The sequence below is a fragment of the Pontibacter sp. E15-1 genome, from assembly GCF_022601975.1.
GTDB lineage: Bacteria > Bacteroidota > Bacteroidia > Cytophagales > Hymenobacteraceae > Pontibacter.
Genome location: NZ_JAKVIR010000012.1, coordinates 29806 through 42686, shown reverse-complemented (window position 1 = coordinate 42686; position 12881 = coordinate 29806). Strand labels below are relative to the sequence as shown.

Below are 12881 nucleotides of genomic sequence, written 5' to 3'. Positions count from 1 at the left end.
TGCATCCTATTTTCAACCGCAGCTGCTAACGCATTTTCCCACTCCCCTCCTTTTTTCAAGGAGGGGTGCCGCAGGCGGGGTGGTTCTTTTCAACCACAAGAGCGGACCATTAGACATCTTTCCAAATAAATTCAAGGGGTGGCATGGCTGAGGTGTCGGCAGGCCACCTTCAGGTTGTTGATGGCCGCCACCAGATTCCAGTTCAGGCCATAGTTCCTGTGCTTTCCTCTGTAGGTGTCCTTGACGATGCGGAAAATCTTGCACTGCCGGTTGACGTGCTCCACCGGCACCCGGATGGCCGCCTGCGCCTTGTTGTGCCTCTTCTGCTCCTTTGTCAGGGGGTGCTTGCTGATGGCCTTGAAAGGCAGCACCGACCTGGCGTGGAGCTTGCCGATGCCCAGAAAACCCAGGTCGGCGAACAGGGCCGACTCAGGCGTGAGGCGCCACCTGCTCTCCTTCCAGAGTTTGAAGTCGTGGAGGCGGCCCTTGCCGCAGCAGGCACACAGAATCAGCCCTGTGAGCAGGCAAACAGCGATCAGGGCCTTAACCGTGTGCCGTTTTTTTTACCCGAATAGTAGTCCCACTGCCCCTTTAGTGGCCGCTCCACCGGCTGCTCGCTCACGTCCACGGCCACCTTCAGCGGCCCTGTGGGGGCCAGCAGCCCGGCAGGCATCTCAAGCACCTGCACAAGGATGCCCCGCATGTGGCAGTAGCGCTTGTGGGCATAGGACTCGCTGACGGAGAAAGCCTGCCCCAGCGAGAGGAACGTGTGGTACTGGCGCATGTACATCAGGGTGAGAAGCAGCTGCTGGGAGAGGCTCAGCGAGCCTTTGCGGCCGCGCCTGTGGATGGGGTTTTGCTCCTTGAACTGCTTTACATGCGCCGCTGCCTTTTCCAGAATAATGGTGAAGGTGGCGTAGTTGACACCGGTGGTGCGGAGAAACTCCGCTGGCCTTTTTGCTAATTCCGTCGCTGTTTTCATCGCTTTTCCTCCTTAATCTACTAAAAACGTAGATTTAATTGGAAAGATGTCTATTAAACGAATAGTAAAACAATCCCGGGTCAAACCACCCCTGCCCCTCCTTATCCAAGGAGGGGCGTTTTCCACTAATGTAAACTTTTTCCTTGTTTGCGAAATTTCTGTCTGACAATGGCACAACACAGAATCATGCAAAACGCAACAGCCCGCTTACCTTTCGGCAAGCGGACTGTGCTTTTATAGAGAATGCGAAACTTGCGCTTAGCTGTTCATTGAAATCAGGAATTCTTCGTTGCTCTTGGTGCCTTTCATTCTGTCTTTCAGGAACTCCATGGCTTCAATCGAGTTCATATCGGACATAAACTTGCGCAGGATCCAGATGCGGTTCAGCTCGTCTTTGTCCATCAACAGGTCTTCGCGGCGTGTACCGGAAGCAGGCACGTCGATCGCCGGGTAGGTGCGTCGGTTGGCCAGTTTGCGGTCCAGCTGAAGCTCCATGTTACCAGTACCTTTGAATTCTTCAAAAATCACCTCGTCCATCTTAGAGCCCGTATCGATCAGGGCCGTAGCGATGATCGTTAGGGAGCCGCCGTTCTCTACGTTACGGGCAGCACCGAAGAAACGCTTCGGCTTGTGCAGCGCATTGGCATCCACACCACCTGATAAAATCTTACCAGAAGAAGGCACTACGGTATTGTAAGCACGGGCCAGACGCGTGATAGAATCCAGGAGGATAACCACATCATGACCGCACTCTACCATGCGCTTGGCTTTGTCCAGCACAATGCTCGATACTTTCACGTGGCGCTCGGCAGTCTCATCGAACGTAGACGCGATTACCTCTGCTTTTACGCTGCGGGCCATGTCGGTTACTTCTTCCGGGCGCTCATCAATCAGCAGGATCATCAGGTATACTTCCGGGTGGTTTTCGGAGATAGCGTTTGCGATCTCTTTCAGCAGCACGGTTTTACCTGTTTTCGGCTGTGCCACGATCATACCACGCTGGCCCTTGCCTATGGGGGCAAAAAGGTCTAGCACGCGGGTGGAAAGTTGGCTTGGACGGGTTGTTAGTTTTAAACGCTCTTCCGGGAAAAGCGGTGTCAGGTGCTGGAACGGGATACGGTCGCGGATCTCCTCAGTAGTGCGCCCGTTTACGGTCTCCACTTTCAGCAGCGCAAAGTATTTTTCGCCTTCTTTCGGCGGTCTGATCTGGCCTTTCACGGTATCGCCTGTCTTCAGGCCGAACAACTTGATCTGCGAGGGCGACACATAAATATCGTCCGGACTAGCCAAATAGTTGTAGTGCGTGGAGCGCAGGAAGCCATACCCATCCTGCATCAGTTCCAGTACTCCCTCATTCAGGATTATACCGTCAAATTCTTTGAAGTTAGTGGTATTGGTGTGCTGCGGCTGTGGGTTGTTACGACGCGGATTCGCTTCGTTACGGTCGCGGTCGTTGCGGTTATCCGCCCGGGCATCGCGCTCAGGGCGGGCCTCACGTACCTCATTGCCTCTGTTATCGTTGCGGTTGTCTCTGTCGCTGCGGTTGTCCCGGCTGGCTTCGTTTCCCCTGTTATCGTTTCCTCTGCTGTCGCTTCGGGAGCTGTTATCCTCGCGGCTATCGCTTCTCACGTCGCGGCGAACGCGCTCGCGGCTGTTCTGGACACCATTTTCTTTGGCTGGAGCTGGGGCTGCTGCTGGCGTTGGAGCGGTGGCTGTGGTTGCAGCACTTTCGCTACGGACAGCTATCTTCTCGCGGACAGGGCGTTTTTCTCTTTTTGCTGGGGCTGGGGCATCGGCTACCGCCACCTCTCGTACGGGGGCTTCTTCTGCTACAGCAATTGTGCTATCCTGGGCTTCAGCACCACTTGCAGCGGCTGCACCAGCAGCAGCCTTGTACTTTTTAGGTAATTGTTCGGTGGGAGTAACGGCTTGCTGGTCGAGGATTTTGTAGACAAGGTCTTGCTTACTGAGTTTCTTAAAGTTTTTGACACCTAAGTCCTCAGCAATTTCCTTGAGTTCTGAAAGAAGTCTATCTTTCAATTCATCAATATTATACATAAATAACGGTATGGTAGTTTAGTAGCCTGCCAGGTTGCACAGTGAGCGAACGCAGCGAGAGGTTTTGTTATTAGTTAGGAAAAAAGAATAGGTTGCGAAAGAGTCAGAGAGGCACGGGAAATGACCTTCTTCAATTGTAACGCAATGTTATTGCAATACCTTATAATTAACAAATATTACGGAGTGTTTTATAAAAAAAGTTTCAATATTAACCGAAAAGATTTCGAAAATGCCTCTAACTCCTCAAAAAAGTATATTTTTGCACCTATACATAATACCCAACTATGCTACAGGTAACAGTTTTAAGAGAACAGACGGCACACGTAATTGAAGGTCTGAACAAGAAAAACTACAAAAATGCGGCCGAAGAGGTAGCCGCCTTGCTGGAACTTGACCAGCAGCGCCGCCAACTGCAAAGCGAACACGACGAACTGCAGGGCAGGGCTAACTCCATCGCCAAGGAAATCGGTGTGTTGATGAAGAACGGAGAGCGCGAGAAAGCCGAGGCTTCCAAAGCTGAAACGTCCGAACTGAAGCAGAAGACAAAATCACTGGCCGAGCAACTGTCTACGGTGGAGGACCAGATACAGCAGGCGCTTTACAAGTTGCCAAACCTGCCGCACGAGAGCGTGCCTACGGGTAGAACAGCAGAAGACAACGAAGTAGTTCTCGAAAACGGAGAAATTCCGAAATTATTTGACGGGGCGCAGCCACACTGGGAACTTATCCAGAAGTACGACATCATTGATTTCGAGCTGGGCAACAAGATCTCGGGGGCCGGTTTCCCGGTGTACAAAGGCAAAGGAGCCCGGCTGCAGCGCGCGCTCATCAACTTCTTTCTGGACGAAGCCATCGCCGCCGGCTATATGGAGATACAGCCTCCGATACTGGTAAACGAGGCCTCTGGCTTCGGCACGGGCCAGCTGCCCGACAAGGAGGGCCAGATGTACCACGCCACCGAGGACAACCTCTACCTGATCCCGACGGCGGAGGTGCCGATCACGAACATATACCGCGACATGATTCTGCCTGTCGCTCAGCTGCCGGTGATGAATACGGGCCATACCCCCTGCTTTCGCCGCGAGGCAGGCTCGTGGGGGGCAGACGTGCGCGGCCTCAACCGCCTGCACCAGTTCGACAAGGTGGAGATTGTGCAGATCACGCTGCCCGAGAAGAGCTATGAGGCGCTGGAGCAGATGAGCCTGCACATACAGGGGCTGCTACAGAAGCTGGAACTGCCTTACCGCGTGCTGCGCCTTTGCGGCGGCGACATGGGCTTTACCTCTGCCCTGACCTACGACATGGAGGTATACTCTACGGCCCAAGGCCGTTGGCTGGAGGTGAGCTCCGCCTCTAACTTTGAGACCTACCAGGCAAACCGCCTGAAGCTGCGCTACAAAAACGAATCGGGTAAAACGCAGCTGCTGCATACCCTGAACGGAAGCGCCCTGGCCCTGCCGCGCATTGTAGCCGCAATTCTAGAGAATAACCAAACGCCCGACGGCATCGACATGCCCAAGGTGCTGCACTCCTATCTGGGCTTCGACAGGATTTCCTAAGAAACCGGAGAGCTAGTGCTCACTCGAAGTAAAAAGCCGAAGCGCCCTGTCAAGATGATGGGGCGCTTCGGCTTTTTTAGGCCTGTTATATAATATGCTTCATTTTGCCGTGGCTATATAGTATATTCGGTAGGCCAGTTAGGGTTAGCTGTTGCGATTTAGGTGTATATTGTAATAGATTCTGTTTAGAAATAAGTTGTGGTAATTATACAACATGGTCAATTACTCTCTAAAATATGGAGTTGCTGAAGTGGCACGCATTTTTGACGTTGATAAGAACACTGTTAAATCTTGGGTATATCATTTTCCCGCATACTTGAATTCACAAGCGAACCCAGAAAAGGGATTTAGTCGAATTTTTACCATTGAAGATATTCGGGTTTTAGCCTATGTAAACATGCACTGGGAAAATTATCCAGACCTAGAATATATCAAGTATGGGCTAAAGTCGAACAATCACTGGGATAACGAACCAATCGACAACACCATTTTAAGCCTAATTCCAATATTTAGAGAAATGCCAGAGGCCATTGATGAATCTTGGCGTGGAGTAGTTTTTGGTGGAGAGTTTAAATTCACTGACATCTTTGAAACTGCTAAATCCTTCAAATTGGCTGGAGACAAGCTAGTAGATATTGCCCACGAAAATTATGAAGAACGAGAACTATTTCAACCTGCTATTTATAATTATCGACATGCAATAGAATTATACATTAAAGCTGTCTCTGGAGTAGAGAAAACTCACGATTTGAAAGTACTAAAGGAAAGACTAAATCGAATTCTAAAAGAGAAATTCAATGCTGTGGTTCCACCTTGGTTTGACAATATCATTGAAGCCTTTAACTATACTGACCCTAAGAGCACTGCTTTCAGATATGGAACAACTGTACCAAATGAAGAATTATATGCTGATCTGAAGCATATCAAAACATTGATGAATAGGCTATCAGAATCTTTCCACACAATCAGAGAAGAAATAGAAAGCCGTTAATATATGCTATGAATGAATGGATTTTTATCGATCAGAACACTTTAGGGGCTGGAAAGTCCACCACAAATTGTAAATTTATTAATCGGTGTGGCTTTGAGCAGATGGAAAGGAAAACCTATATGATTCTCCGATTGCAATGAAAAGTAAAAGCCGCCAGACTGATCCGGCCTGTAGGAACTTCGCCTTGTTAGCTAGTAGTGCACTGGATGCTCTTCAGGTATAGGTAAAAGTACTCCCATGCCTAGTAATATGAAAGTGTAGCTGTTGGCAAAATGATACATCGCCAATCTAAATATTACCCTCCAAACTGCTCGGTATACTGCTGGTAGTAATTCTTGAGTTTGTACTTTTTAAGGGTGGCGCGGGTTTCCTCCTTTTTCGGCTCTGTCAGTTCCTTGGCTTGCAGCAATTGCAACAGTTGTGCTTGCTCCTCGGCATTTTCTTCTACTGCAGTAGCGGTATAAGCCTCCATAAAAGCAGCCGAGAGTGAAAGCTTGTTTTTTTGCACGCTTATATAGCCTACAGCCACCAGTTTTTCCAGCGCCTGTTCTACTTCCTGCAGCGTAAACACCGAGCCGTCTATGGCATCAGCCATCAGGAGCACGTCTTGTAGCGTGGCCCCTCCCTCACCGCCAGTGGCCAGCAGCAAAGCCTCCAGAAACTGCGCGTCTGTTTCCTCCCAATTCATACTATGCTTCGGCATGGTTTGCTGTTAGGTTATCAAAAGATATATCCTGCATGCATTTAAAATGGCCTTTCGGGCACTTGCTGTAGCCAATTTTGGAGCATGGCCGGCAGCTAAGTCCCTGTACTTCCAGCACCTTATACCTGGTCCGGAAAGGATACATACCAAACTCCGGAATGGTGTTGCCCCAGATACTGATAATCTCTTTCCGGAAAGCCGCCGCGATGTGCATCAGGCCGGTGTCGTGGCTTACCACTTTCGTTGCCTGCCGTACCAAAGAGGCCGAGCCGTTGAGGTTGTATTTGCCACAGGCGTTGTAAATCGTTGTTCGTTGTTCGTTGTTTGTTGTTCGTGTGTCGAAGTGGGCGGCGATCTCGTCTCCGGTGGCAGCGTCCTCTTTGCCGCCTAGTAGTGTAATGGGTTGCTGCAGACGCTCACACAGCGCGATGATACGCGCGGTGGGCAGACGCTTGGTATAATGCTGCGCACCGATGGCAAAGGCTACGTAGCCCTGCCGGAAGGGCGCAGGCAGTGTTTGGGTGTCTACTTCGTCTGGGGCAGGTATAAAATAGTCGAGGCCCTGGCCATCGTCTTTCACGCCAAGGGATGCTGCGGCATCAAGGTAGCGCTGTACGATGTGCTGCTCTGGCAAGCGGTTGATCTTGAAGTTCACCATCAGCCACTTCTGATAGTTCAGTTTGTCGAAGCTGCGGGAAGGCTTGCCCAGCCGTGCCTTGATCACGCGCGTGCGCAGGTTGCTGTGTAGGTCCACGACATAGTCAAAGTCCTCTGCCTTCAGCTGCTGCACCAGTTCCTTCAGGCTGCCGCCCAACAGATGCACCTTGTCTATGTATGGGTTCGGCTCCAGGATGCTTTTGAAAGCCTGCTTGGTACAATAATGCACCTCCGCCCCCGGCACCTGCTGTTTGATGCAGCGCACCACAGGCGTCGTCAGGACGATGTCGCCGATAGAGGAAAAACGGAGGATGAGTATTTTTGGCATTTTATACGGTCAATAAATCAAATTCCGGCACAAGCAGCTATATGTGCCGGACCAAGTGATTACGCAAGCTCGGGGTAATAATTAAAGGACAAAAGCAGAGGCTTCCGCCATAGCTTGAGTTACTTCTTTATACCCTCTCTAATAAAAGTCCCCCTTTGAAGGGGGCAGGGGGATGATTACAATTCCCCAAAGTGCGCGCGAGTTTGCATGTAAGGCCCAGTCGAGTCACAGACTCGACTTTATGGGAAGACACAATTCTGGAGAATTGCGCCAGTGAGAACCTTGTTATCAATTTATACCTAACAATTTATACCTGATAAGTTATACCAAACGGGCTACTTTATCTTCGCCTTCCGCTCCCGGAAGTACGCTTCCACCTCCTCAGCCGACCTGGTATTGAAGGTCATTTCTTTGGTCAGGCCTCCTTTGCGGCCCACCAGCACGCCATACTTCATATCGGCGTAGCCACTGGTATGGTGGGCGTCGGGGTTAATGCTGAGCAGCACACCCTTTTCCATAGCATACTGCACCCAGCGCCAGTCCAGGTCCAGCCGCCAAGGGTTGGCGTTGATCTCGATGATGACGTTGTTAACGGCACAGGCATCGATCACCATTTTGTGGTTAATCGGGTAGCCCTCGCGGCGCAGCAGCAGGCGGCCCGTCGGGTGACCGAGGATGGTGGTATACGGGTTCTCGATGGCGGTGATGAGGCGGTTCGTCGCCTTTTTCTCGTCCATGTTCAGGACACTGTGCACCGAAGCCACCACAAAGTCAAACGTTTTGAGGATGTCGTCTTCGTAATCCAGTGAGCCGTCGGTTAAAATATCCGACTCAATGCCTTTGAAGATTTTGAACGGAGCCAGTTTTTTGTTGAGTTCATCCACTTCCTTTTGCTGGCGCAGCACATCGCCTTCGCGCAGGCCGCCGGCATAGGAGGCCGTTTTGCTGTGGTCCGAAATACCCAGGTAGCCATACCCCGCATCGCGCAGGAAAGTGGCCATTTGCTCCAGGGTATGGGCACCGTCGGAGTAGGTGCTGTGGTTGTGCAGGCTGCCCTTCAGGTCTGATTGCTCGAGCAGTTTCGGCAATTTGTTCTCCATGGCCAGTTGCAGTTCGGTGGTGCCTTCGCGCATTTCGGGCACCACGTAAGCCATACCTGCCGCGGCGTAAATATCCTCCTCGGTAGCGTGGTCTTCCTGCCGTATCACAGAAAGCATACTTTTACCAGCGGCGAAAATAGTGGTCAGGTGCGCAGCTGAGGCCGAGTGCTTGAGCAGTTCATTGGCAAACCGTGCTGCAGGCACCAGAAAGATCTCGGTGCTGAGACCGCTCACGGTATGCTGCCCGCGCCATACCCAGGGGCCTGATGCCTGCTCCTCCTGCGCCAGCACGTCCAGCTTGTTTAAAGCAGCTGTGGCAGCGTCCGGCGTCTCGGTGGCCACCATCACCTGCAGCGACTCCACGATCTCCATCCGGCGGCGCACATCGCCAGCCAGGGCGATTGGCGTATCCGGGAATATCGCCTTCAACTGCTGTAATAATTCTTCGGCGGCGGGCTCGGCCTCGGCGTACAGCAGCTTGCCGCGGTTCTGCTGCGTAAAGAGCAGCGCCTGCCGGATGTTGTCCTGGGTTTTGGCCCCGAAGCCTTTCACCTTGCTCAGCTTATCCTGCTCGCAGGCTTCCAGCAAATCCTCCACGGTTTCGGTGCCCAGCTCCTTCCAGATGGTGCGTACTTTTTTTGGCCCGATGCCTTTGATGCGGAGCATTTCCACCACGCCCGGCGGTGTAGCCGCCAGCATCTGGTCCAGCTCCTCGAAAGAGCCCGTGGTGTTGATTTCCACGATCTTAGCCGCGATACCCTTGCCTACCCCGCCGATTTCCTCGAGCTGCGGCTGGCTCATACCGGCCAAAGGTGCCTCCACCAGCTCCAGCGCGCCGACGGCATTCCCGTAAGAGCGAACCTTAAACGGGTTCTCGTCGTGCAGCTCCAGCAACTCGGCCGTGAGCTTAAACAGTTTGATGATCTTCTTATTTTCCAAAGCGCGTTTCTGTATAGACACAAAGATAGAAAATGCCACCGAACCTTGCCTGCCGCGCGGTTTATATTCGGCCAGCCTCTTTCGTTTTCGGCCATGCCTATACTTCGCGGTTTTATATTAGTCGACTTCAATGTAAAGCCGGAAATGCCTATCTTGGCCCTATAAACCGAATACGAAGCATGAAATACGCCTCCTTCCTTTGCCTCATCAGCCTTATGCTGCTGGCTGCCACCTGCAAGAAAAGCGACAAGCTGGCGACAGCGCTGGTGAACAAGACCTGGTTACACTCTTTTGAGGAAGACAGCGGCGACACGGTGGTATACCGTCCCAACACCTTCGACTTTCCGCCCTCACGCGGGCGCACCGGCTTCACGCTCGAGTCGGGCGGCGTGATCAAGCGCTACGAGATCGCCCCGGCCGACGGGCTGGAGGAACAGACTGGGGTATGGGAACAGCTGACCCGGGACCGGGTACAGATCAGGATGCAGCCCGGCAGCAACCCGCCGCAGGCGTATGAGGTGCAGATCCTCTCGCTGGAAGGCGAAGTGCTGAAAGTGCGCCGCCTTTCTCAGGCACAGGTAAACGGGGCAAACGAAAACTAAAAGCCGCTGCAGATAAATGCTCGACAACCCTTTCTTCACTACTAAACTTGGTTGTTCCCGCAACGCTGCTCCTCCTTTTTTCCGTAAGCCTGTCATTTTAAACCACTCGGTAGTCTCCCTGTTATGGGTTATACCTATACATCTACAAAATTCAATTATACTTAAGCATGCAACACTGGCTTGTAAAATCAGAACCCGATAAATATGCCTGGGCCGACCTGGTCCGCGATGGCCGCACCATGTGGGACGGCGTGCGCAACTACCAGGCGCGCAACAACATGCAGCAAATGCAGCCTGGCGACCTGGTGCTCTACTACCACAGCGTGTCGGAGAAGGCCATTGTAGGCATTGCCAAGGTGGATAAAGCCGCTTACCCCGACCCCACCGTTGATGACGGCAAGTGGGTTGTGGTGGACCTGGTGCCATTTCGCGCGTTTAAAGAACCCGTGACGCTGGAGCAGATAAAGAAGGACACACGGTTGGAGAATATCGCCCTGTTGCGCCAGTCGCGCTTGTCTGTGATGCCGCTCCGCGCCGAGGAGTTTGACATTCTGCTGGCCCTTGGCAACTAACACCAGCAGGTAAAACCGACCGCCCAAACAACGAATAGCAGCTAAATGCAGTAAAATGCTTTAGCTGCTATGTTATATATAGCCGTACCTGATAGCGCTCTCAACCTGTTATTTATGGTCCTTCTTCGTTACCTGCTTTCCTGTATTTTCTTTTTCCTGTTGTATCCGCTGATGGCGCAAGAGCCGGCGCAGCCCATACGCCTGGAGCTGCCCCTGGAGTACGAGAAAACAGATGCCGACCTGATTGCACTGCCCGACAGCAGCCTTTTGCTGTACTACAAGATCAACACTCTTTGGCAGACATCGGCCACCTTTAACTTCACAAAGTATAATACGCGCCTCGAGCCTGCCTGGGCCGACACCGTTTCCATCCCGCCAGACAGTGAGTTTTTACGGCAGTATACCGAGGCCCCCTATACCTATTTTATCTTTGGGGAGGAGAACCGGCAGCAGTATACCATCGTGCGCGTAAACTATGTCACCGGGCAGCTGCAGCACAAACGGTATAAGCTGGATCAGATTGAGGCCGTGTATGAGTTTGTGGTGCTGGAAGGGAATTACTTTATCATCGGGCACAACACACGGGAGCGCAAGCCCCAACTGTGGCACATCCACGCAAGAACGGGCAAAACCCAGCAGCTGCCCTCGATCTACGGAGACCAGTCCACGTTCTCGGACCTGCTCGCAGACCCCGAGAACGGCCGCGTGGACGCCGTGCTGGCAGAGTCGAACGGGCGGATAACGCGGCTGCAAGTGAAGGCCTTCGATGCGATGGGCAAGCTGCTCGACAACCGGTTTATACTGCAGCAGGAAAGCCGGAACCTGCTGAATGCCGAGGTCTCTCCCGGCGACAGTACCCGGAAATTGCTGCTGGGCACCTACGGCACCCGCGACCTGCAAAATGTGCAGGGCTTTTTCACGGCACCGCTCGCTGCCGGGCTAGTGGATGAGGAGGGGGCTTTTTACAGCATGCTCCAGCTCAAGAACTTTTTCAAGTACCTCAAACCCCGCCAGGAAGAACGCCTTCGCCGCCGGGAGGGCTCCCGCCTCAAGCAGGGCAAAAAGCTGGGCTACCGCTATCGCCTGCTCCTCCACGACCTGATCGTGACGCCCACGGGCTACGTGCTGGCCGCCGAGGTATACTTCCCGCAGTACATCAGCAACAACAACTCCTTCGGGATTGACAGGGCCATATCGATGGGCAGGCGGCAGCAGGAAGGGTATAAGCGCACGCATGCGGTGGCCATCGCCTTCGATGCTCAGGGAAAGTTGCTTTGGGATAACATCTTCCCGCTGAAGGGGCTGGTGACGGCGCAACTGGTGCATACGATAGAGGTCGGCTGGCTACCCGACGGCCGGGTGGTCATGGCCTACCCCGACGAGGAGAAAATCATATACCAAGTGATGGACCAAGGGAGGTATAACGAGGAGGAGACCGAGACGGAAGTGCTTACGTATGCGGAGAGCGATAAAATACAGGATACCATCGCGCCCGGCATTATCAAGTGGTATGGCAATCACTTTGCGGCATTCGGTTTCCAGCGCATCAAGTCCAAAGAAGATGGTTTCCGCACCGTTTTCTACATCAACAAAATCTCTTTCTGAGGGCTGCTTATTCGTTGCTGATTGTCAGTTGGTAATTGCTTAAGGCTGCTGTATACATATGTTATACCTCCGCTGTGCTCTTCTGCTGTTGTGATTTTTCTGGCGCGTGCCAATCAGTATCATGTGAAACACGCAGCAAATATCAATCAGCAACTGACAATCCACCATCACACCCCAACAATTATTTCCGCATCTTAATCTGGTGCGCTATATTTGCAATTAATACATCCGGCTATGCAGAAAAGACTCATCGTAAACCCTCCACTGCTCGAGATCATGGTGTTGCGCCTTTGCCACCAGCTTATCGAGAACCACGGCGACTTTTCTGATTCTGTTATCCTGGGCTTGCAGCCGCGCGGTAGGTTTGTTGCGCAGCGCATTCAGAGCACCCTGGCCGCCATTCTGGGCAAGCAGGTGCCTACCGGTTACCTCGACACCACGTTCCACCGCGATGACTTCCGTCGCCGCGAAACGCCGCTCACCGCCAACGCCACCAAAGTGGATTTTCTGGTAGAAGGCAAAAAGGTGATTCTCGTGGACGATGTGCTGTACACGGGTCGTTCGGTGCGGGCCGCCCTAGATGCCATGATTGCCTATGGCCGCCCTGCCAGCGTGGAGCTTCTGGTGCTCATCGACCGCCTGTACACGCGTCACCTGCCCATACAGGCCACCTATGTGGGCCGCCAGGTAAACTCGCTGCAAAGCCAGCGGGTGCTTGTGGAGTGGAAGGAGCAGCAGGCCCCCGAAGACAATATATGGCTGATTACCAAAACCGAAGATTAAAC

The 12881-nt window shown here is 52.7% G+C and carries 12 protein-coding genes; 6 read left to right on the top strand and 6 right to left on the bottom strand.

Annotation, left to right across the window (positions count from 1 at the left end):
- Positions 1-131: 131 nt before the first annotated feature.
- The 3 genes from MKJ04_RS09890 to rho form a co-directional block, all read right to left on the bottom strand.
- The gene (locus tag MKJ04_RS09890; protein ID WP_241641575.1) at positions 132-506 is read right to left on the bottom strand and encodes a transposase family protein; all 375 of its coding nucleotides are present in this window, start codon (positions 504-506) and stop codon (positions 132-134) included.
- 29 nt (positions 507-535) lie between these two features.
- Entirely contained in the window at positions 536-982 is a 447-nt protein-coding gene (locus MKJ04_RS09885; RefSeq protein WP_241641470.1) for a transposase family protein, read from the bottom strand.
- A gap of 258 nt (positions 983-1240) precedes the next feature.
- Entirely contained in the window at positions 1241-3040 is a 1800-nt protein-coding gene (gene rho, locus MKJ04_RS09880; protein WP_241641469.1) for a transcription termination factor Rho, read from the bottom strand.
- Positions 3041-3324: 284 nt separating this feature from the next.
- On the opposite strand from rho, the gene serS reads away from it, so the two are divergent.
- Positions 3325-4599 (top strand): serine--tRNA ligase, encoded by a 1275-nt coding sequence (serS, locus tag MKJ04_RS09875; RefSeq protein ID WP_241641468.1) that lies wholly within the window; start codon positions 3325-3327, stop codon positions 4597-4599.
- A gap of 214 nt (positions 4600-4813) precedes the next feature.
- Entirely contained in the window at positions 4814-5590 is a 777-nt protein-coding gene (locus MKJ04_RS09870) for a hypothetical protein (RefSeq protein ID WP_241641467.1), read from the top strand.
- A 295-nt stretch (positions 5591-5885) separates the two neighbouring features.
- On the opposite strand, the gene MKJ04_RS09865 is transcribed toward MKJ04_RS09870, so the two are convergent.
- From MKJ04_RS09865 to polX, 3 genes are all read right to left on the bottom strand, one after another.
- The gene (locus MKJ04_RS09865) at positions 5886-6293 is read right to left on the bottom strand and encodes a hypothetical protein (protein WP_241641466.1); all 408 of its coding nucleotides are present in this window, start codon (positions 6291-6293) and stop codon (positions 5886-5888) included.
- Complete coding sequence (locus MKJ04_RS09860) at positions 6280-7278, bottom strand: glycosyltransferase family 9 protein (RefSeq protein WP_241641465.1); 999 nt, start codon at positions 7276-7278, stop codon at positions 6280-6282. The genes MKJ04_RS09865 and MKJ04_RS09860 overlap by 14 nt, the downstream gene beginning before the upstream one ends.
- 335 nt (positions 7279-7613) lie before the next feature.
- Positions 7614-9317 (bottom strand): DNA polymerase/3'-5' exonuclease PolX, encoded by a 1704-nt coding sequence (polX, locus tag MKJ04_RS09855; protein ID WP_241641464.1) that lies wholly within the window; start codon positions 9315-9317, stop codon positions 7614-7616.
- 179 nt (positions 9318-9496) lie between these two features.
- On the opposite strand from polX, the gene MKJ04_RS09850 reads away from it, so the two are divergent.
- The 4 genes from MKJ04_RS09850 (at position 9497) to pyrR (ending at position 12879) form a co-directional block, all read left to right on the top strand.
- Positions 9497-9919 carry a hypothetical protein gene (locus MKJ04_RS09850; RefSeq protein WP_241641463.1) on the top strand — a complete coding sequence of 141 codons (423 nt, stop codon included), beginning with the start codon at positions 9497-9499 and terminating at the stop codon, positions 9917-9919.
- Positions 9920-10086: 167 nt separating this feature from the next.
- Positions 10087-10491, top strand: coding sequence for an EVE domain-containing protein (locus tag MKJ04_RS09845; RefSeq protein WP_241641462.1), 405 nt, complete (start codon positions 10087-10089; stop codon positions 10489-10491).
- A gap of 114 nt (positions 10492-10605) precedes the next feature.
- On the top strand, positions 10606-12096 hold the full coding sequence (locus MKJ04_RS09840; RefSeq protein ID WP_241641461.1) for a hypothetical protein: 1491 nt from the start codon (positions 10606-10608) through the stop codon (positions 12094-12096).
- Positions 12097-12330: 234 nt separating this feature from the next.
- On the top strand, positions 12331-12879 hold the full coding sequence (gene pyrR, locus MKJ04_RS09835; RefSeq protein WP_241641460.1) for a bifunctional pyr operon transcriptional regulator/uracil phosphoribosyltransferase PyrR: 549 nt from the start codon (positions 12331-12333) through the stop codon (positions 12877-12879).
- Positions 12880-12881 lie beyond the last annotated feature (2 nt).

What these genes read in the sequence shown, in the direction of transcription:
- MKJ04_RS09865 (WP_241641466.1), bottom strand. Translation starts at nt 6,293, where the DNA reads ATGCCGAAGCATAGTATGAATTGGGAGGAAACAGACGCGCAGTTTCTG.
- serS (WP_241641468.1), top strand. Translation starts at nt 3,325, where the DNA reads ATGCTACAGGTAACAGTTTTAAGAGAACAGACGGCACACGTAATTGAA.
- MKJ04_RS09860 (WP_241641465.1), bottom strand. Translation starts at nt 7,278, where the DNA reads ATGCCAAAAATACTCATCCTCCGTTTTTCCTCTATCGGCGACATCGTC.
- MKJ04_RS09850 (WP_241641463.1), top strand. Translation starts at nt 9,497, where the DNA reads ATGAAATACGCCTCCTTCCTTTGCCTCATCAGCCTTATGCTGCTGGCT.
- MKJ04_RS09870 (WP_241641467.1), top strand. Translation starts at nt 4,814, where the DNA reads ATGGTCAATTACTCTCTAAAATATGGAGTTGCTGAAGTGGCACGCATT.
- pyrR (WP_241641460.1), top strand. Translation starts at nt 12,331, where the DNA reads ATGCAGAAAAGACTCATCGTAAACCCTCCACTGCTCGAGATCATGGTG.
- rho (WP_241641469.1), bottom strand. Translation starts at nt 3,040, where the DNA reads ATGTATAATATTGATGAATTGAAAGATAGACTTCTTTCAGAACTCAAG.
- MKJ04_RS09885 (WP_241641470.1), bottom strand. Translation starts at nt 982, where the DNA reads ATGAAAACAGCGACGGAATTAGCAAAAAGGCCAGCGGAGTTTCTCCGC.
- MKJ04_RS09845 (WP_241641462.1), top strand. Translation starts at nt 10,087, where the DNA reads ATGCAACACTGGCTTGTAAAATCAGAACCCGATAAATATGCCTGGGCC.
- MKJ04_RS09840 (WP_241641461.1), top strand. Translation starts at nt 10,606, where the DNA reads ATGGTCCTTCTTCGTTACCTGCTTTCCTGTATTTTCTTTTTCCTGTTG.